The 19316-nt window shown below is 44.2% G+C and carries 18 protein-coding genes; 7 read left to right on the top strand and 11 right to left on the bottom strand.

Annotated features, from left to right (window positions below; genetic code table 11):
• The first annotated feature begins 62 nt into the window (after positions 1 to 62).
• From potA to AC3CKG_RS08275, 6 genes are all read left to right on the top strand, one after another.
• Positions 63 to 1178, top strand: a complete 1116-nt coding sequence (potA, locus tag AC3CKG_RS08300; protein WP_017107110.1) for a spermidine/putrescine ABC transporter ATP-binding protein PotA — start codon at positions 63 to 65, stop codon at positions 1176 to 1178.
• The gene (gene potB / locus AC3CKG_RS08295) at positions 1162 to 2019 is read left to right on the top strand and encodes a spermidine/putrescine ABC transporter permease PotB (RefSeq protein ID WP_060467661.1); all 858 of its coding nucleotides are present in this window, start codon (positions 1162 to 1164) and stop codon (positions 2017 to 2019) included. Before potA ends, potB begins: the two co-directional genes overlap by 17 nt.
• On the top strand, positions 2019 to 2789 hold the full coding sequence (gene potC, locus AC3CKG_RS08290) for a spermidine/putrescine ABC transporter permease PotC (protein WP_004733706.1): 771 nt from the start codon (positions 2019 to 2021) through the stop codon (positions 2787 to 2789). The genes potB and potC overlap by 1 nt, the downstream gene beginning before the upstream one ends.
• 137 nt (positions 2790 to 2926) lie before the next feature.
• Positions 2927 to 3961, top strand: coding sequence for an extracellular solute-binding protein (locus AC3CKG_RS08285; RefSeq protein ID WP_017112087.1), 1035 nt, complete (start codon positions 2927 to 2929; stop codon positions 3959 to 3961).
• Between the two features lie 223 nt (positions 3962 to 4184).
• Positions 4185 to 5222 (top strand): extracellular solute-binding protein, encoded by a 1038-nt coding sequence (locus AC3CKG_RS08280; protein ID WP_029223699.1) that lies wholly within the window; start codon positions 4185 to 4187, stop codon positions 5220 to 5222.
• Between the two features lie 84 nt (positions 5223 to 5306).
• Positions 5307 to 6122, top strand: coding sequence for a GGDEF domain-containing protein (locus AC3CKG_RS08275; protein WP_488529208.1), 816 nt, complete (start codon positions 5307 to 5309; stop codon positions 6120 to 6122).
• Between the two features lie 136 nt (positions 6123 to 6258).
• Here AC3CKG_RS08275 and cobB read toward each other — a convergent pair whose 3' ends face one another.
• The 11 genes from cobB to AC3CKG_RS08220 form a co-directional block, all read right to left on the bottom strand.
• Positions 6259 to 6993, bottom strand: coding sequence for a Sir2 family NAD+-dependent deacetylase (gene cobB / locus AC3CKG_RS08270; protein ID WP_017112085.1), 735 nt, complete (start codon positions 6991 to 6993; stop codon positions 6259 to 6261).
• A gap of 204 nt (positions 6994 to 7197) precedes the next feature.
• A complete protein-coding gene (locus AC3CKG_RS08265) occupies positions 7198 to 8418 on the bottom strand; it encodes an ammonium transporter (protein WP_488529207.1) in 1221 nt (406 codons plus the stop codon).
• A 413-nt stretch (positions 8419 to 8831) separates the two neighbouring features.
• Positions 8832 to 9248: a hypothetical protein gene (locus tag AC3CKG_RS08260; RefSeq protein ID WP_012603930.1), complete on the bottom strand. Its 417-nt coding sequence runs from the start codon at positions 9246 to 9248 to the stop codon at positions 8832 to 8834.
• Positions 9232 to 10305 (bottom strand): formate dehydrogenase subunit gamma, encoded by a 1074-nt coding sequence (locus AC3CKG_RS08255; protein ID WP_372280721.1) that lies wholly within the window; start codon positions 10303 to 10305, stop codon positions 9232 to 9234. Before AC3CKG_RS08255 ends, AC3CKG_RS08260 begins: the two co-directional genes overlap by 17 nt.
• A 13-nt stretch (positions 10306 to 10318) precedes the next feature.
• Positions 10319 to 10927 (bottom strand): formate dehydrogenase FDH3 subunit beta, encoded by a 609-nt coding sequence (gene fdh3B, locus AC3CKG_RS08250; RefSeq protein ID WP_010440854.1) that lies wholly within the window; start codon positions 10925 to 10927, stop codon positions 10319 to 10321.
• 11 nt (positions 10928 to 10938) lie between these two features.
• A complete protein-coding gene (locus AC3CKG_RS08245) occupies positions 10939 to 13794 on the bottom strand; it encodes a formate dehydrogenase subunit alpha (protein ID WP_065103416.1) in 2856 nt (951 codons plus the stop codon).
• Positions 13795 to 13804: 10 nt separating this feature from the next.
• On the bottom strand, positions 13805 to 14005 hold the full coding sequence (locus AC3CKG_RS08240) for a twin-arginine translocation signal domain-containing protein (protein WP_016768068.1): 201 nt from the start codon (positions 14003 to 14005) through the stop codon (positions 13805 to 13807).
• 76 nt (positions 14006 to 14081) lie between these two features.
• Positions 14082 to 14714: a TorD/DmsD family molecular chaperone gene (locus tag AC3CKG_RS08235; protein ID WP_017112080.1), complete on the bottom strand. Its 633-nt coding sequence runs from the start codon at positions 14712 to 14714 to the stop codon at positions 14082 to 14084.
• 9 nt (positions 14715 to 14723) lie between these two features.
• Positions 14724 to 16385: a 4Fe-4S binding protein gene (locus AC3CKG_RS08230; protein ID WP_488529206.1), complete on the bottom strand. Its 1662-nt coding sequence runs from the start codon at positions 16383 to 16385 to the stop codon at positions 14724 to 14726.
• A gap of 301 nt (positions 16386 to 16686) precedes the next feature.
• A complete protein-coding gene (locus tag AC3CKG_RS08225; RefSeq protein ID WP_488529205.1) occupies positions 16687 to 17376 on the bottom strand; it encodes a DUF3306 domain-containing protein in 690 nt (229 codons plus the stop codon).
• Positions 17366 to 17830, bottom strand: a complete 465-nt coding sequence (locus AC3CKG_RS08220; protein WP_017112077.1) for a DUF3305 domain-containing protein — start codon at positions 17828 to 17830, stop codon at positions 17366 to 17368. Before AC3CKG_RS08220 ends, AC3CKG_RS08225 begins: the two co-directional genes overlap by 11 nt.
• Before the next feature lie 371 nt (positions 17831 to 18201).
• Between AC3CKG_RS08220 and fdhD the strand changes: the two genes are divergently transcribed.
• A complete protein-coding gene (gene fdhD / locus AC3CKG_RS08215) occupies positions 18202 to 19026 on the top strand; it encodes a formate dehydrogenase accessory sulfurtransferase FdhD (protein ID WP_017107095.1) in 825 nt (274 codons plus the stop codon).
• The last annotated feature ends 290 nt before the right edge of the window (positions 19027 to 19316 follow it).

Genomic DNA, 19316 nt, shown 5'->3' with positions numbered 1-19316 from the left:
GCGCGCCTTAAAAGTGTATAGCAACAGGTCTCAAATAGAACCAAGGTGGAGAAAAACAGACGTTGAACGCTAAAAAATCAGTAGGAAAGCCAGTCGTACAGTTAACTGGCATTAGTAAAAGTTTCGATGGTAAGGAAGTCATCGGCAATCTTGATCTAAACGTAAATCATGGTGAGTTTCTCACGATATTAGGCCCGTCCGGTTGTGGTAAAACTACGGTACTAAGAATGATTGCAGGGTTTGAAACGGCAGATAGTGGTGAAATACTATTAGCCCAACAGAATGTAACCCAAGTTCCTGCTGAGCAAAGGCATGTTAACACTGTATTCCAAAGCTATGCCCTATTCCCACATATGACCGTTTTCGACAATGTGGCATTTGGTTTACGCATGCAGAAAGTGCCAAACACTGAGATTGAACCTCGTGTAATGGATGCTTTAAAAATGGTGCGCCTAGAACAAATGGCACAACGAAAGCCACACCAGCTATCCGGTGGTCAACAGCAACGTATCGCAATCGCTCGTGCTGTCGTTAATAAGCCTAAGGTTCTTTTGTTGGATGAGTCTCTCTCTGCTCTTGATTACAAACTACGTAAACAGATGCAAATCGAGCTTAAACAACTGCAACGCCAACTTGGTATCACGTTCATCTTTGTAACGCATGACCAAGAAGAAGCATTGTCTATGTCTGACCGTATTATTGTTATGCGAGATGGCGTGATTGAACAAGACGGAACACCAAGAGAAATCTACGAAGAGCCTAAGAACTTATTTGTTGCTCGTTTCATTGGTGAAATTAACGTATTCGAAGCGACAGCGAAATCTCGTCAAGATGAAAAGCGCATTGTTGCGACAATCGAAGGTGAAGAGTCAATTATCTATCACGATAAAGACGTAACACCGGGTCAAAAACTGCAAGTACTACTTCGCCCTGAAGATCTTCGTATCGAAGAAATTAAAGAGTCGGACCAAAGCGGTATTGTTGGCCACATTGTCGAGCGAACCTACAAAGGCATGACATTAGATTCAGTCGTAGAACTTGAATCAGGTATGCGTGTCATGGTTAGCGAATTCTTCAACGAAGATGACCCTGATGTTGATCACTCACTGGGCCAAAAAGTTGCAGTAACTTGGGTTGAGAGCTGGGAAGTGGTGTTAGAAGATGAGCAAGAAGTTTAATTTACAAAACGCGATTGTTGCTTTAATCACAGGTTGGTTAGTGCTGTTCGTGATGATTCCAAACATCATGATCATAGGTACTAGCTTTCTAACTCGTGATGAAGCGAACTTGATCGAGATGACCTTCACTCTCGATAACTACGTGCGTTTGGCTGACCCGCTGTATTTTAAAGTGTTGATGCACTCTTTCTATATGGCAATTGTCGCAACCCTACTTTGTTTAATTATTGGTTACCCGTTCGCTTACATCGTGGCAAAAATGCCTGCGAAGTGGCGTCCAATCATGTTGTTCCTAGTAATTGTACCATTCTGGACTAACTCTTTGATTCGTACTTACGGATTAAAAGTGGTTCTGGGTACTCAAGGTGTGTTGAACAAAGGCTTGTTGGCGTTAGACATTATCGATAAGCCACTTCGTATTATGTATTCAGAAACGGCAGTCATGATCGGTTTAGTGTATATCCTACTTCCGTTCATGATTTTGCCGTTGTACTCAGCGATCGAAAAGCTAGACGATACTTATTTAGAAGCGGCTAAAGATTTAGGTGCGAACAAACTTCAAACGCTATTGAAGGTTGTTTTACCGCTAACGATGCCTGGCATTATCGGCGGTTGCTTACTTGTATTGCTCCCTGCGCTTGGCATGTTCTACATTTCAGACTTGTTGGGCGGTGCTAAGAACTTATTGATCGGTAACGTCATTAAGAGCCAAGTACTCAATGCTCGTGATTGGCCGTTTGGCGCAGCAACCAGTATTGCACTGACTACCGCTATGGCCGTGATGCTTTATGCCTACTACCGTGCAGGCAAGTTATTGAATAAGAAAGTGGAGCTAGACTAATGGGTCGCACAGTTAAGTTCAGCTTTATGGCGCTGGTATACGCTTTTCTATACCTACCTATTATCGTATTGATTGCAAACTCATTTAATGCCAATAAATTCGGTATGAAATGGGGGGGCTTTACCACCAAGTGGTATGACGCGCTGATTAACAACGACAGCCTCATGCAGGCTGCGTGGCACTCGATCAACGTAGCGGTGTTCTCAGCAACTGCCGCAACGATTGTCGGAAGCCTTACTGCTGTTGCCCTATTCCGTTACCAATTTAAAGGTAAAGGCATCGTCAATGGCATGTTGTTCATCGTGATGATGTCACCAGATATCGTAATGGCGATTTCGCTTCTTGCGCTATTCTTGGTAATGGGTGTGCAACTTGGGTTCTTTACCCTACTTGCAGCGCATATTACTTTCTGTCTGCCGTTTGTTGTTGTCACGGTCTACAGTCGCTTGAATGGCTTTGATGTGAAGATGCTAGAAGCCGCAAAAGACTTAGGTGCAAGTGAGTGGACGATTCTAAAACAGATCATCCTGCCTCTTGCTAAGCCAGCGGTTGCTGCGGGTTGGTTATTGAGCTTCACCCTGTCTTTGGACGATGTGATCATCAGCTCTTTTGTTACAGGGCCAACCTACGAAATATTACCACTGAAGATTTACTCGATGGTTAAAGTCGGTATATCTCCAGAGGTCAATGCCCTAGCAACAGTGATGTTAGTGGTGTCGTTAATACTGGTGATTATTTCTCAGTTGTTAGCGAGAGAGAAAATCAAGTAAGTCTCCTACTCTTTACTGAGACGGACTTGATAAGATTCAAGTTTAACAAAAGTGTTAATCATAAACAGAATGGTAAATTGCCATTCTGTTTTTCTATCTACTGCCTTTAGGCAACGTTTAGTTTGGAGCTAACGTCAATGAAAAAATGGGCTACTCTATTAGCTGGTAGTGCATGTGCGCTTTCAATGTTATCTGCACCATCGTTTGCAAAAGATGACAAAGAATTGGTATTCATGAACTGGGGACCTTACATCAATAGTGAGATCTTAGAACAGTTCACGGATGAAACGGGCATCAAAGTGATTTACTCGACTTACGAGTCGAATGAAACTTTGTACGCAAAATTGAAAACGCACAATAAAGGTTACGACCTTGTGGTTCCTTCAACCTACTTCGTGTCTAAAATGCGCGACGAAGGCATGCTTCAAAAGATCGACAAAACTAAGCTAAACAATTTTGCCAATCTAGATACAAACTACCTAGATAAGCCGTACGACCCTAATAACGACTACTCTATTCCGCACGTAGTTGCTATTACTGGTTTGGCTGTTAACACAGACATGTACGATCCAGAAGATTTCCAAAGCTGGGCAGATTTATGGAAGCCTGAACTTGAAGGTCAACTGATGATGATGGACGACACACGTGAAGTGTTCCACATCGCACTGCGTAAGTTAGGTTACTCAGGTAACACGACGAACGAGAAAGAAATCGACGAAGCCTACGCTGAGCTGCGTAAGCTGATGCCGAACGTTCTTGTGTTTAACTCTGATAACCCTGGTGCGCCATACATGTCTGGTGAAGTCGGTCTTGGTATGCTTTGGAACGGTTCTGCTGCTGCAGCGCAAAATGAAGGTCTGCCGATTAAACTGGTTTTCCCTAAAGAAGGCGGCATCGGTTGGGTTGATAACTTTGCTATCAGTTCTGGCGCAGTAAACGTAGAAGCGGCTCATAAGATGATTGACTTCCTACTTCGCCCAGAAATCGCAGAGCAAATCTCTCGTGACACAGGCTACCTAACGGCAGTTAAAGCGTCTAACGAGAAGTTCAAAGACAGCCCTGCTTTGTTCCCATCACAAGAAGACCTTGACCGTGTGGAATGGCAAGCTGCGGTTGGCGATAAGACAGTGAAGTACGAAGATTACTTCATGAAGCTTAAAGCCGGTCAGTAAGTGAGTTCGTTATCTAATTGCTCTGATCAACAGAGGCTAGTAACTGGTTTACTTAACAAGTCTAGTTAGGTAATCAACAAGTTAAAAATAAGAATATCAATGAATAGGCAGCTTAGGCTGCCTATTTTGTTATATCACTGCTATAATTTAGCGCGATTTTTAGAAATCCATTTACTTTGGGTTCAATACCCAGCTCCAAATCAAACAAATGAACGGAACAGTAATGAAAAAAACACTGTATACCGGCGCATTGTGTGCTGCTACTTTACTTTCTACACCCTCTTTCGCAGCTGACCAAGAACTGTATTTTTACAACTGGTCTGAATATATTCCAAATGAAGTACTAGAAGACTTCACAGAAGAGACTGGCATTAAAGTCTATTACTCAACTTATGAGTCTAACGAAAGCATGTACGCTAAGTTAAAAACTCAAGGTACGGGTTACGACTTAGTGGTTCCTTCTACTTACTTCGTTTCTAAGATGCGTAAAGAAGGCATGCTTCAAGAGCTTGATAAAACTAAGCTAAGCCACTTTGCAGATTTGGACCCAAATTACTTAGATAAGCCATTTGACCCAAACAACAACTACTCGATCCCATACATCTGGGGCGCAACGGGTATTGGTATCAACTCAGATATGCTAGACAAGTCTTCAATTAAAAACTGGGGCGATCTGTGGGATACACAATGGGAAGGTCAACTGATGATGATGGATGACTCTCGTGAAGTTTTCCATATCGCACTGTCTAAACTAGGTTACTCTCCAAACACAACAAACCCTGAAGAAATCAAAGAAGCGTACGAAGAACTTCGTAAGCTGATGCCAAACGTATTGGTGTTTAACTCAGATTTCCCAGCGAACCCTTACCTAGCGGGTGAAGTGTCTCTTGGTATGCTTTGGAATGGCTCTGCTTACATGGCACGCCAAGAAGGTGCAACGATTGACATCATCTGGCCAGAGAAAGGCGCTATCTTCTGGATGGACAGCCTAGCGATTCCAGCTGGCGCTAAGAACACTGAAGCGGCACATAAGATGATCGACTTCCTTCTTCGCCCTGAAAACGCAGCTAAGATTGCTTTAGAGATCGGTTACCCGACGCCAGTTAAAACGGCTTACCCTCTTCTTCCTAAAGAATTTGCTGAAGATAAGAACGTTTTCCCACCACAATCAGTGATGGATAACGGCGTTTGGCAAGATGAAGTTGGTGAAGCGAGCGTCATTTATGACGAGTACTTCCAAAAACTTAAAGTAAACAACTAGATTGTTACTGACTGATTAATAAAGCGGCGTAAGCCGCTTTATTTTTATCTATACTTTATATAGGATGGCATTAAACGACATGGAGTGCGTTATAATATGCCAGCGAACCCGATATTATTGGTTGTGACTCTGATGCTTCTTGCGTCTCTCTTGATGCTTGGCCTGAGTTCGTTTATACATATAGAGTCAAATTACGACCTGTTTTTTGAAACAAATACGCTCGTGATTACCATGTACATCTACTACGTTGCTCGTCACGCCATTCGCCCTCACAAAGTCCTTCGTTACGGCGCCCTACTGCTTATTTTCAACCTATTTTATGATGTGACCACGGAGCTCAAACATCTCGATGAGTGGGCAGACAGAAACGAACTACTCGACACCTTTCTTGAAGACGGTTTATTACAAATAGCCTTCTTACTTATTGCCTACGGCATTACTGAGCTGACGACTCAATTAAAAGATCAAAGCAAGCAAGATGAACTGACAGGTTTGTATAACCGTAAGAAGTTTGATGCGATTAAATTGAAAGAATTCGAACTCATCTATTTCGATTTGGATGGCTTAAAAGCGGTGAACGATCGTAAAGGCCATAAAGTTGGAGATTTAATGATTGTTCGTTTCTCACAGGCATTAACCCAAGCGGTATTGGAAGATGAAATGGTGTTTCGAGTAGGCGGTGATGAGTTTGTTGCAACAGCGCAGCTAGGTCGTGGTGGTGAGTTTGTCAGCCAAGTCAACAATCTACTTCACGGAGAAAATATTTCCTTTTCTTACGGTATCGAAGTCACTTGCCAAGAGAACTTTCAACAGGCGCTTGATAAGTCAGATAAGGCGATGTACGAAATGAAAAAAGCGCAGCGTTCAGTCGATGTTAGTTCCCGATCTTCAGTGAGTTAAGATTTTAAGAGGCCGCTATTTGTCGCTATGAACAAAAGTCTTCATCAACAAAAAAAGCAAATACCCATCTAACTTGCTTGCAGTCAGACGCGTATTTGCCTTTTGGCTAAGCTCGATCAAAAGCTCTGTATCGAGTTTAAGCGGTTAAAGAGCCCTTCTCTACGGACAACAGCTCACCGACTAATTTCGGCACTTCAATACTGGCTTTGCCGTAGCGTTTCTCTTCAAACTCACTTTCAACCGCACTCGGCTCGAGGTTGATTTCAATTGTATGCGCGCCATGCATTCTAGCGTCATGTACAAAACCGGCCGCTGGATAAACCACACCTGACGTACCGATCGAGATAAATAAGTCCGCGTCTTCTAATGCAGAATAGATGTCACCCATTCTTAGCGGCATTTCGCCAAACCAAACAATATGAGGACGCATTTGAGCTGGGATCTGGCAGCAATGACAAAGCTCACCGGTTTCGATATTGTCTTTATGTTCGATAACCTGATTGGATTCGCTGCATCGCGCTTTCAATAGCTCGCCGTGCATGTGGATGATATTGCTGCTGCCACCGCGCTCATGAAGGTTGTCGATGTTTTGAGTGATGATTGTTACTTTGCCGTCGAGCTTGTCTTCAAGCTCTCCTAGCGCCTTATGGGCTGAATTTGGCAGGATGCTTTCGCTTTGTAAGCCATGACGACGCTTATTGTAGAATTCTTGCACCAAATCTGGATCTTTTGCAAAACCTTCAGGTGTCGCGACATCTTCGATTTTATGGTTTTCCCATAATCCGTCTTGTGCTCGAAATGTTTGTATCCCCGACTCCGCTGAGATTCCGGCACCAGTAAGAATTACGATATTTCTGTATGGGAAATGCATATAACGTCCTTTTAGATATGTCACTTTGTAACAGCTTAGCACTGTTCAAATTCCAACAATAGTTTTAGGGATTAGACCATAGTCTTAGCCAACTGAATTCATTGGTTATTTGTGACATAACTCGCTCGATATCTCCTGTTCAGAAATGAGATAGGCACAAAAAAAGCGGCCGAAGCCGCTTGATGTGTATCTATTGCACCGTGATCAGTCTTCGTTGATTGATGAGATTTTATGGATAGAAAGATCCGCGCCATTAAACTCATCTTCTTCACTTAACCTTAGACCAGTTACTTTGCTCAACACACCGTAGACAACCAATGCACCGATTAAAGCTACCGTAATCCCTGCTAGCGTACCAATCACCTGAGCAGTGAAGCTTACGCCCCCTAGCCCCCAGAATGCTTGCTGACCGAAGACACCTGCTGCAATGCCGCCCCATGCACCACATACACCGTGTAGAGGCCACACACCTAGCACATCATCTATCTGTGTTTTGTTCTGCATGTAAGTGAACAAGTAAACGAATAATGCGCCAGCTACGCCGCCTGTTACCAGTGCGCCAAGTGGGTGCATTAAATCTGAACCAGCACAAATCGCCACGAGACCAGCCAAAGGACCATTATGAATAAAGCCTGGGTCATTTTTACCTGCGACTAAAGCCGCAAGAATACCGCCGACCATCGCCATCAATGAGTTCATTGCAACGAGTCCACTGATGCCGTTGATTGCTTGAGCAGACATCACGTTGAAGCCAAACCAACCCACACATAAGATCCAAGAACCTAATGCTAAGAAAGGAATGTTCGATGGTGCGAAGTTGGTGTGTTTACCTGCACGGATTCTGCCTTTACGCATGCCAAGGAAGTAAACCGCGACCAATGCAATCCAGCCGCCAACACCATGAACCACAACAGAACCCGCGAAGTCATGGAAACCATAGCCAAACTGACCTTCTAGCCAATCTTGGAAGCCAAAATTACCGTTCCAGATGATGCCTTCAAAAAACGGGTAGATGAATCCAACGGTAAACAGTGTTGCAATCAAGATTGGGTAGAAACGTGCACGTTCTGCAATACCACCGGATACAATCGCAGGGATTGCTGCGGCAAAGGTCATTAGGAAGAAAAACTTAACCAGCTCGTATCCATTCCCTTGCGATAGCGTTTCTGCGTCGGCAAAAAAGTGCGCACCGTAAGCGACCCAGTAACCGATAAAGAAGTAAGCAATGGCGGAGACTCCAAAGTCCGAGAGGATCTTAACCAACGCATTAACTTGGTTCTTCTTTCTAACTGTACCTACTTCCAAAAATGCAAAACCAGCATGCATTAAGAAGACCATGATCGCGCCTAATAATAAAAACAGAGTATCCGAACTCTGCGTCAAGCTCTGTACTGCGCTATGAACTTGGTTAACCGTTTGACTCATTAAAGCTCTCTCCCTTAGCTTTGTCTCAATTGCACTAGAACCGTGCGAATTGATGTCGTAATTAATTAAAGACTCAACAGTAAACGCAAGATGCGTTCCAACTTGGTTACGCAAAAAAACGTGCAACAGAGTTTGATTTTAAGTTATTGATTCTTTGTGGTTAATTTCTTAGGTGCACTTTATTGGTTCTCAGAGAGAGAAAATATTCGATAGCTGATTGCACCAATTGAGGGAGTTGCACCATATTGATGCGGTCATTGTAGGGCATTAGATCAGTTACCTAGCGACCAAACGACAAAAAGCCCAGAGAAATGAATCACTGGGCTTTTAATGTCTTTCGCTGATTAGAGTTAACTCATCGACAAAGGCGTTATTATCGAGTTTGGTAACCCAAACGACTTACATATAAACGCTTAAAGGTTTGGACCTGTTGTCGGGTTTTGCGGTAGGTTTTGACTTAAACGTTGCATACCTTGATACATACGAATAAACCACACCACAATCGCCACGCCACCAAATAACATGCCCACATATGGAATGTAGTAAGCGATGTCATCGATAATATGGTTTTGATACCAGTAATCGTTCACACCAATTAACACGCCGTTAGAGGTCGCTACTGTGACGATAAGCACAACAAAGAACGTCAGGTTCAAGAAGAACGAGCGAATCAAGCCGTAGTAATGGGTATCCACGACTTCGCCGTCTTCGCCTTTATCTAAACGATAGCCCGCGTAGATAATGGCAATCACACCAGAGAGAAGACAAGTCAATGGTGTAAAGCAGCTTAGAATGTAAGCAACCCAAATACCCTTATGAGGTTTGTTCATTCTTATTCACCCCTTCCGTTTTCTCTGTTGCTGCGTTAGCGCTTTGTTCAACGCCGTTTTTCTCTTGTTCCATCACTTCTTTGTACCAAAGGTCATGGTGTTCCTTAGCCCAGGTTTCATCGACTTCGCCTGTTACCATACCTTCTAGTGCGCCTTCCATACCGAACAAGCCAATATAGATGTGGAACACAAAACCACAGATAAGGATCAGAGCAGCAAGCATGTGAACTAAGTTCGAAAGCTCCATATCACGTCGTGTTTGGCCAAAGATTGGGAAATCTAACACCAAGCCACTGATCGCAGCGACACTGCCCATAACGATAAGCAGCCAAAATAGCGCTTTTTCACCCGCGTTCGAAAACTCTGCAGATGGATGAGAACCTTTGTGTTTCCCTACCATGCCGCCCAGTTTGATGAACCACTGGATATCGACCATTTTGAATATCGACTTGCGCCACCACTTGATCAGAACAGCCATCAACAGCACATAGAAAATCGGGCCGATGTAGTTGTGGTATTGCTTCGCCAATAGAACGATAAAGCCCCAAAGGTCAGTTGGAATGTACGGCTTCAAAAAGTGCTTGCCGTAAACCAACATCAAACCACTGAACGCGAGCGTTAAGAAAGTAAACGCCATGCTCCAGTGCAACGCACGATCCAGTCGAGACCAACGTTTGATCTTACGGCCAGTTCTTGGCGCACTCAGCATTAATGGGCCAATCACAACGTACATCAAAGTCACGAAAGCAATACTGCCAAAGATAGCGACGGCACCTGCTGGCGACATCCACTTCTCTTTCAATATGTACCACGTTTGACCCGGAGTACTGATCAACACACCGTGTTCAGCCGATTGAGATGTGGTGTAACCTTCCTCACCGTTTCTTACTTGTCGCCAAAAATCAGCGCCAGCAAGTTGTGTGATTTCTCTTTCAGCAGAGCTCGATTGGGTTTGTGATGAGTTCGTCTCAGATGCATGACTCAAAGGAGACAGCATTGTTAGTGCTGCCAACATCGGCAGCACAACAAGGAAGAGACGCTTAAACATTGTAAGCATATGTCTCTCCTAACTAGCTCTTCATCGCATCGTAAGAAAGGTCGTTGCCGTCTGTCCAACCAGCACCTTTCGCACCACGTTCTACAACACGCTGACGGAAGATATCAGAGACTTGCTCAGCATCACCTGCAAGCAGCGCTTTTGTTGAACAAAGCGAAGCACACATTGGTAGCTTGCCTTCAGCAATACGGTTCGCACCGTACTTCTGACGCTCTTCCACAGAACCTGGTTCTGTTTCAGGGCCGCCAGCACAGAAGGTACATTTGTCCATTTTACCGCGCTCACCAAAGGCTTCCTGTTTAGGGAATTGAGGTGCGCCAAACGGACAAGCAAACAAGCAGTAACCACAACCGATACATAGATCTTTATTGTGAAGTACGATGCCGTCTTCTGTATGTTCAAAACAGTCTGCTGGGCAAACTGCCATACAAGGGGCATCAGTACAGTGCATACATGCGACTGAGATAGAGTTTTCACCCGGCTCACCGTCGTTCAGTGTCACAACGCGGCGACGTTGAATACCCCATTCCAGAGCATCATCATTTTCGTTCTTACATGCAGTGACACAACCGTTACATTCGATACAACGTTTGGTGTCACAAAGAAATTTCATTCTAGCCATTTTAAGACTCCTTACGCTTTACGAATATTACAAAGGGTTACTTTCGTTTCCTGCATCAACGTGACAGGGTCGTAACCATATGTGGTTGCTGTATTGGCTGCTTCGCCAATAACGTAAGGATCAGTGCCTTCTGGGTACTTAGAACGCAAATCTTCGCCTTCGAACTTACCACCGAAGTGGAACGGCAAGAACGCTAACCCCGGTTTAACACGACGAGTAACCATCGCTTTCACCTTGATTCGGCCTTTCTCAGCACCCTCAACCCAAACATCATCACCATCTTTGAAGCCAATGTCGTTTGCGTCTTTCGGGTTCACTTCAACAAACATCTCTTGTTGAAGTTCTGCTAGCCATGGGTTTGAACGTGTCTCTTCACCACCACCTTCGTACTCAACCAGACGACCAGAAGTCAAAATAATTGGGTATTCAGCAGATTTGTCTTGGTCTTGAATTGACTTATACAACGTAGGAACACGGAAAATCGCTTCTTTGTCGTCCCAAGTTGGGTAATCAGCAACAAGATCACGACGCGGCGTGTAAAGTGGCTCACGGTGTAGAGGTACGCGGTCTGGGAATGTCCAAACAATCGCACGCGCTTTTGCATTACCAAACGGGATACAACCATGCTTGATAGCCACACGTTGGATACCACCAGAAACGTCAGTCTTCCAGTTCTTACCTTCCGCTGAAGCTTTCTCTTCTGCGGTTAGGTCATCCCACCAACCCAGTTGCTTCAGAAGTTTGTCACTGAATTCTGGGTAGCCGTCTTTGATTTCGCTGCCTTTCGAGTAGCTGTCTTCCGCCAAGATACTTTGACCTTCGAACTCCACACCGAAACGAGTACGGAAGTTACCGCCGCCCTCTGCTACCGGTTTAGACGTATCGTAAAGGATGTGCGTACCCGGGTGTTTCATTTCTGGGTTGCCCCAACATGGCCACGGCAGACCGTAAGTCTCACCATTTGCTGGGCCGCCTTCTGCAGCAAGCGTTGTTTTGTGGAACGTGTGCCAGTTCTGTTGGTGTTCTTTCAAACGCTCAGGGCTTTGACCTGTGTAACCGATCGTCCACATACCCTTGTTGAATTCACGAGTAATGTCTTCGATAAGCGGTTCGTTGTTTTCAACACGGATGTTTTTGAACAGCTGATCAGAGAAACCAAGCTTCTTAGAAAGAAGGTACATGATTTCATGGTCAGGTTTAGATTCGAACAGAGGCTCAACCACTTTGTCACGCCACTGTAGAGAACGGTTTGATGCCGTTACACTGCCGTAGGTTTCAAATTGAGTTGTCGCAGGAAGTAAGTAAACGCCGTCAGTACGATCGTTCATTACTGCTGCTACTGTTGGGTATGGGTCAACGATAACCATCATATCCAGCTTCTGCATCGCTTTCTTCATCTCAGGACCACGAGTCTGAGAGTTCACCGCGTGACCCCAGTAGAACATGGCACGGATGTTTTCGCGCTGACGGATGTTGTCTTTGTTTTCAAGTACACCATCAACCCAACGAGAGACAGGAATACCTGCACTGTTCATTGGTTTTTGACCGCCGTATGCGTTGTCGTCAAAGCGTCCCTTGACCCAATCAAAGTCAACTTCCCAGACTTTAGACCAGTGGCGCCAAGAACCTTCAGACAGACCGTAGTAGCCCGGAAGTGTGTCAGACAGTACGCCAAGGTCAGTTGCGCCTTGTACGTTATCGTGTCCACGGAAAATGTTTGCACCGCCGCCTGATTTACCGATGTTACCGAGCGCAAGCTCAAGTACACAGTAAGCACGAGTGTTGTTGTTACCGGTAGTATGTTGAGTACCACCCATACACCAAACAATACAACCCGGGCGGTTTTCAGAAAGTAGTTTCGCAGTTTGGTAAACGTCTTCTTCGCTTACACCAGTCACACGCTCAACTTCTGCTGGGTTCCATTTCGCCACTTCTTCACGGATTTCCTCCATGCCGAATACACGTTGGCGAATGAACTCTTTGTCTTCCCATTGGTTTCCAAATACATGCCATAAGATGCCCCAAATGAAGGCAACATCTGAACCCGGACGAAGAGAAACATAGTGATCAGATTTCGCAGCAGTACGTGTACGACGAGGATCCGCAACCACGATCTTACAGTTGTTTTTCTCTTTCGCGATCAGGATGTGTTGCATCGCAACCGGGTGAGCTTCTGCAGGGTTCGAGCCAATGAATAGCATTGATTTACAGTTGTGCATGTCATTGAACGAGTTTGTCATCGCACCGTAACCCCAAGTGTTTGCAACACCGGCTACTGTGGTTGAGTGACAAATACGCGCTTGGTGGTCAACGTTGTTTGTTCCCCACAAAGACGCCATCTTACGGAATGCGTAAGCTTGCTCGTTACTGTGTTTTGCACTACCTAAGAAGTAAACAGAGTCAGGGCCAGATTCTTTACGAAGTTCTAGCGCCTTGTTGCCGATTTCTTCAATCGCTTGTTCCCAAGAAAGCTTCTTCCACTTACCGCCTTCCAATTTCATTGGGTACTTAAGACGACGTTCACCGTGGCCATGCTCACGTAGTGCTGCACCTTTCGCACAGTGTCCACCAGCGTTAAATGGGTGATCGAAAGCAGGCTCTTGACCCGTCCATACACCATTTTGAACTTCAGCGTAGATACCACAACCTACAGAACAGTGAGAACAGATAGTACGTTTTACTTCTGTTTTCGCTTCTGGGTCGACTGATTTAGCCTGTGCTTTCTTCATCATGCCCGGTGCAAATAGGCTTGCGCCTACAACCGCGCCACCAGCAGCAAGTGAAGTGTTTTTCATGAAGGCGCGACGAGACACACCTAGCTGATTGGTTTCTTTGCTCACACTATCGGAGCGTTTGACAAGTTTCATCCGTTATCTCCTAAAGTGTGTCGTAGTAATCGCGAATATGTTGCGTTTCACGATAGCCCGTCTTCTTCACGTCTTTTTCAGGAATTTCAACCGTTTCTGAAGCGGTTGCCACTTTGGTTGTACCAGCGACAACGGCACCAGCAACGGCTGCAGTCGTTAAACCTTTGAGTAAGTCTCTACGGCTTGTATCTATTTCTTTATTATCTTTCATCATTGCTTCCTTACCTTGCGGTAGATCTTTTTGGAGGCTTCATGCCCCTCTATCGATATAATCGCGTACTGCTCGATTACTCGTAATCAGTGACGTTTTTCACATCAATCTTTAATTTGTGTTTACTGCTTTTTGTATTCACGCTGAAACGAACCTGCTCCAACGTTAAGAATGCTTCACATAGCTGAGCTGCAGATTTGTAGAAGTTGGCACTCTCTGCTGCTTCAAGCTGACGTGTAAATGAGTTAAACCAAGGACCAATATGTTTATTGAAAACGGCTTGTTGTAGCGCGTCTTCTTCATCGGTTAGCATCGCCATTACTTCACAAAGAGCCGCGATATGATCTTCAGGCTCTTTAACCTGTTCATCACGCTCAATGCCAAGCAATTCAAGATCGTGACGGATCTCAGCTAATGGTTTTTCCATCATCGATCCTGTTCTGTGCCAAGATCCAAATGGAACAATCTCTCCGCGGCCAATGCCAATGAAAAGATTCTGATATTCATCTTCTAGTGCTTCGCGGTTTGATTCGGTTGCCGCTTGTTGAATCGCAATCCAAGCCTTTTGCATCGCACTCTCAGACGCTTCAATGTCTAGCGTCTTTAGAAAGTCGATCACCTCTTCAGAAGGTGCGCTACGAAACAATGCAGAAAGAACCAGATAGATTTCAGTTCTTAGTGTCTGTTCTTGATCTAAATGAGTATCCAAGTCCAACTCCTAGTATTTCAATTGTTTCAATGGGTCTTGAGCCATTGAATCGAACATGTCTACCACACGGCAGTCTTCACACATCGCAATACGATTAATTGCTGTCTCATCTGAGAAATGAGAGTGACCGCGTAACTTATTTTGTAGCATGTCAATCATAGACTGCGGTGCGAATGGCTTATGACAACGTAAACATTCCGCTGCTTTCTCTTCATGAATCACAACCGCTTGTTGGCGTTCTTCTTTCACCCAATTCATACGAGGAGTCAGAGTAAGAACGTTCTCAGGACAGGCCTTTTCACAAAGACCACATTGAATACAGTCTTGTTCTACAAATTTAAGTGATGGAGACGCACCATCGGTATGCAGAGCACGTGTTGGACACACAGCCACACAACTCATACACAAAGTACAATCTTTGCTTTCACACGAAACCGTGCCGTATGGCGCATTCGAAGGAAGCTCAACAATGTTTTCAACCGGAATACGAGATGAAGACATCGCATCAAGTGCTGTGAATAAACGTTGACGCTTATTGCCTTGAAGATCGCCAAGTGCAAGATCGAACGAATCCACACATAGTGTCGGAGGACCTTCGCGAAGCGATTCTAGGTAAAGGATATCGATGGTTTCTTTTGGAATCCCAATCTGGTCAAGAAGCTCTTGAGCGATCCCGACTTCGTTATTCAGAACACGAATGATGGTTTCTGGCATAAAGCGAGAAGCTGCAAACAGAACCTGAGTCGCGCCGTTAACTAAAGCTGCAAACCACGTATCAATACCAATAGATGGAAGTTCTTCCACCACAATCGGAATCACGTTATCTGGCAGTGCCTTTATCGCCATCACATTGTAGGTTTCATGACGAGAGCTACAGATAAGCACGATAGGATCCAGGCCGCCCGCTTGCTCATAGTTAGCTAGCGTACGTTCAATGAATTTTTGGGTATCGTCAGGGTTTGGAAGCGCATAGGTAATCGCTTCTGTAGGACAGCTCGTTGCACAAGTACCCACGCCTTGACATAGGTAAGGGTTAATCTCAATCTTGTGACCTGTCTTATCTGAACCTTCACTTGAAAGAGCGCCAGCAGGACAAGCGTCAACACAACGCTCACAGCCTTTAACGCCACGTGAACTGTGCGCACATAGGTCAGTGTCTAAACGGAAGAACTTAGGCTTATCGAACGTGCCCATTAGCGTTGGAATCTCTTCTAACGCTTCAGCCAGTTTTGGATAACCGCGCCCTACTGGGTAATAACCAGGAACAGGTACTTCTTCAGTCATGCAACTATTCAGGCAAAGGTCTAACACCACATCGAAACAATCGTGATTAATAGCCACTTTTGCCAAGTTGCTTGATGTACCTTTGCTTTCAATCAGAACTTCAAACGTGCCAAGGAAACCGGATACTTGAACCGAATTTGCGAAGTACAGTTCTGGGTTAGTTCCCTTTTCTCCATCTGTAGAAAGTAAAGTTAGACTCGTCAGCTGAGGTAATTGCGCAGCCGCACTCTCAATGATCTTTGTTGGACCAATGATGAGTGTGTTTCCCCCGCTCTCATAACTTACTGTCGGTGGAATTAGGTTTGTTAATTCAACTGTATTTTCAAATGCATACAGTCTTGCTTTAGCGTTATTTGAAGTTGCTTGTTCTAATAATTGTTTAAGCATTGCTCAGTTCCATCTTTGGACATGGATAATCTGTTCAATCTTCATTGTAGTTAGCGTTAGAGAACTTGCTGAGTAATCGGTTAACAACTAATGGTTTCATTAGCTATTCGTTATCTAGTCAACTTTACTCTGGCTATCTACAAAAAAGTCGATAATGAACGATATTTAGCAAATGCCATGCCAATTTAATAATTCATTATTTTCAATGAATTAGCGTGTTTTTTAGTTTGTTAAGCTTACAAAAAAGCCGCTTGGGACATTTTGTCGCAAGCGGCTCATTGAGTGTTTAGTCAAAATGTACCTATTCTTTGTGTGGTATATTTTGTCCCATCTCTTTTAGGTCATCTTCGTTAGTCTCAGTATCACTATTGCTAACTACTGTGTTTTTATACAGTTCATTTTCTTCCCCCGCAATTTCGTCACTTTTACTAAGTTCTGATTCGGTTTCTTCGGCTTCATTAATCGAGTCATCAACCTCATCAATCAAAGTTTCTTCTTCATTATCAGTGGCTTGTTCAGGTTCGTTTACTGTGTCTTCTTCTGTCTTGTCTTTTACCCAATCGCGAAGAGTTTCTGCAACACCTTCAGAAAGAGTCTTCAAATTACTGTAATCGTCGTCGTAATCGTCCAAGCCATCACGCACGTTAAACTCCTCTGAGAGGAATAATTTACGTAATGCGGCTTTTTTTACGCTTTCTGAGGCTTCTGACACTAATAATTGAGCAACAGACAAATCTTCAGTGGCTTCTGGTTCGGGATCTTGAACGTCAGCAGCGTGAACTTCTTCATTGGTTTCTAAAGCGTCACTCTCTAAAGACAGAGGCGCTGCTGCTTCCATTTCAGACGAAAGATCAGCAGGCGAAATCTCAGAAGATGAAGAATCAGAAGAAGTGAGTTCTGGTGCTTCCAGTGTTTGCTCTACTTCCAAAGGTTCGTCAGTGGATCCATCAAGCTTTCGTTGAGACCAACGGCTAAAGAAGTTAGTTGCCATTTGATCTACCCGCACCTTTACGTTTCTTACGTCTTGCTTCTAGCAACTCACCATGACGGCCGATGAAAGCTTCCATCCAAGCCTGTACGGGCAAAGGAATATCGTAAGACAACACTTGATTGTCTCCGTCCATATACTGTCCTGCGACCGACTGAGAAGCTGTCAGCAATTGAATAACGGGCTTAACACCTGAATCAACGTTATCCATCACTAAGAATAGCTTTGGTTGTTGGGAGCTTAAATTGAAACGGTAGTCAGTACGCTCGTCTTTGTGTAACTGAAGTAAACAAACGTCTGGGGCGTCATCTTCTGGTGACAGTTCAAACCCCATCAATTCCCATTGAGTGGTTACCCAGATACCTGTTTTGATCTCTTTCTCTATTCTTTGGACACCTATTGGCCAAGCTGCTTCTGTTTTTTCATATTGTTCTTTGAATTCTTTTATCTCAGACATACTTCACCCAATTGATTTTCTTTGGTCTGAATGTGCTTAGGACATTTTGTACTTAGCTCAATCATATAAGCGCTATAAAGCAATAAACACGCCAATACACGTTAACTTTTACCTCTTACATGATGGCTTTCGTTATTGAGTCGTATCTATAACGGTAGTCGATACACGTAAATTCAGACAACTCCACTCGGTGAACTCTCATATTTTGCGCTATTTTAATCGAATGCTTCATGTTTTCCTGAATACCCGTTATTTTGGAATAAGATTTGCTTTAAGCATGAGTTAAAGAATCGATTAACAGGATCGGCGTTAGACCCTCTTGTTAACTTCTTATCTCTTAAAATCGCTATCTCATTAAGTAGGACGTGACTGTGGTAAAACCAAACATAATAAAAACTAGCGAAAACCCACTTCAAACAATCGAAGTTGAAGTGTTTGATGAATATGGTGAGAAGCTAACCAAACAGATCGCTTGCGAACGCCCTCTTACCGTCATGTTGAACTGGAAAGAGATCGTAACCCTGATGACGCTCGGTTCACGCCCTGAATCTTTAGTCTTGGGGTATTTGAAGAACCAAAGCTTCCTTTCTGACCCTGAAGCGGTTGAATCTATCATCATTGATTGGGAAACCAGCTCTGCAGCGGTTATCACCAATGAAGATACGAGTCAGCTTGAGCAAGCGCTTAAGAAGAAGACGGTGACCTCTGGCTGTGGTCAGGGCACCATGTTTGGTAACGTGATGAAGCAGTTGGAAGATTACCAAGTGCCTCAAACCAAGATTAAGCAATCTGAAATTTACACCGCTCTAGAAGCACTGACTCATTACAACGACACCTACAAGAAAGCTGGCGCGGTACATGGTTGCGCAGTTTGCAAAGACGACAAAGTTCTATCGTTTGTTGAAGATGTTGGCCGTCACAATGCGGTAGATACGTTGGCTGGTGAGATGTGGCTTAACAAAGAGTCTGGTGAAGATAAGATTTTTTATACTACTGGCCGCCTGACTTCTGAAATGGTCATCAAAGTGGCTCAGATGGGTATTCCTGTTCTGTTATCACGTTCAGGCGTAACGCAAATGGGATTAGATTTGGCTCAGCAATTTGGTATCACAACCATTGCTCGCGCTAAAGGCCTGCGTTTCCAAGTGTTCACTGGCGCAGAGAAGATTGAATTCGATGTAAAAGGTGACCAGTAAACGATCATTCGTTTTAGACATTGGTTATCTATTAGAATTAAGGTGCAAGTGTAAGCTTGCACCTTAATTCCACCTTTCTTCTCGTTCCAAACTCCTAATCTCCCCCCTATTTCTCAAGTACATTTCCCTTTTCAAAACGAGTTCGATCTTTTCGTTTGGTTTTATTGAACGTTATTTTCAAATTAACTAGATATACCGAACGTTAACAATTCTTTATCTTGTGTTCCGTGAACAGAACGAAGCACGCACTTATTGTGCTGCTTGGTAAAAGCTTCACTTCTTTGAATGCT

The sequence above is a fragment of the Vibrio sp. QJM3NY_15 genome, assembly GCF_057785995.1.
Note: the sequence above shows the minus strand (reverse complement) of the source record. Positions and strands in the feature narration are given on the sequence as shown.

Bases quoted from the DNA above. Each gene is read 5' to 3' on its own strand.
- AC3CKG_RS08265 (WP_488529207.1), bottom strand. From the start codon at position 8,418: ATGAGTCAAACGGTTAACCAAGTTCATAGCGCAGTACAGAGCTTGACG.
- AC3CKG_RS08230 (WP_488529206.1), bottom strand. From the start codon at position 16,385: ATGCTTAAACAATTATTAGAACAAGCAACTTCAAATAACGCTAAAGCA.
- AC3CKG_RS08225 (WP_488529205.1), bottom strand. From the start codon at position 17,376: ATGGCAACTAACTTCTTTAGCCGTTGGTCTCAACGAAAGCTTGATGGA.
- AC3CKG_RS08240 (WP_016768068.1), bottom strand. From the start codon at position 14,005: ATGAAAGATAATAAAGAAATAGATACAAGCCGTAGAGACTTACTCAAA.
- AC3CKG_RS08260 (WP_012603930.1), bottom strand. From the start codon at position 9,248: ATGAACAAACCTCATAAGGGTATTTGGGTTGCTTACATTCTAAGCTGC.
- AC3CKG_RS08285 (WP_017112087.1), top strand. From the start codon at position 2,927: ATGAAAAAATGGGCTACTCTATTAGCTGGTAGTGCATGTGCGCTTTCA.
- AC3CKG_RS08245 (WP_065103416.1), bottom strand. From the start codon at position 13,794: ATGAAACTTGTCAAACGCTCCGATAGTGTGAGCAAAGAAACCAATCAG.
- cobB (WP_017112085.1), bottom strand. From the start codon at position 6,993: ATGCATTTCCCATACAGAAATATCGTAATTCTTACTGGTGCCGGAATC.
- AC3CKG_RS08280 (WP_029223699.1), top strand. From the start codon at position 4,185: ATGAAAAAAACACTGTATACCGGCGCATTGTGTGCTGCTACTTTACTT.
- potC (WP_004733706.1), top strand. From the start codon at position 2,019: ATGGGTCGCACAGTTAAGTTCAGCTTTATGGCGCTGGTATACGCTTTT.
- AC3CKG_RS08220 (WP_017112077.1), bottom strand. From the start codon at position 17,830: ATGTCTGAGATAAAAGAATTCAAAGAACAATATGAAAAAACAGAAGCA.
- potB (WP_060467661.1), top strand. From the start codon at position 1,162: ATGAGCAAGAAGTTTAATTTACAAAACGCGATTGTTGCTTTAATCACA.
- fdh3B (WP_010440854.1), bottom strand. From the start codon at position 10,927: ATGGCTAGAATGAAATTTCTTTGTGACACCAAACGTTGTATCGAATGT.
- AC3CKG_RS08255 (WP_372280721.1), bottom strand. From the start codon at position 10,305: ATGCTTACAATGTTTAAGCGTCTCTTCCTTGTTGTGCTGCCGATGTTG.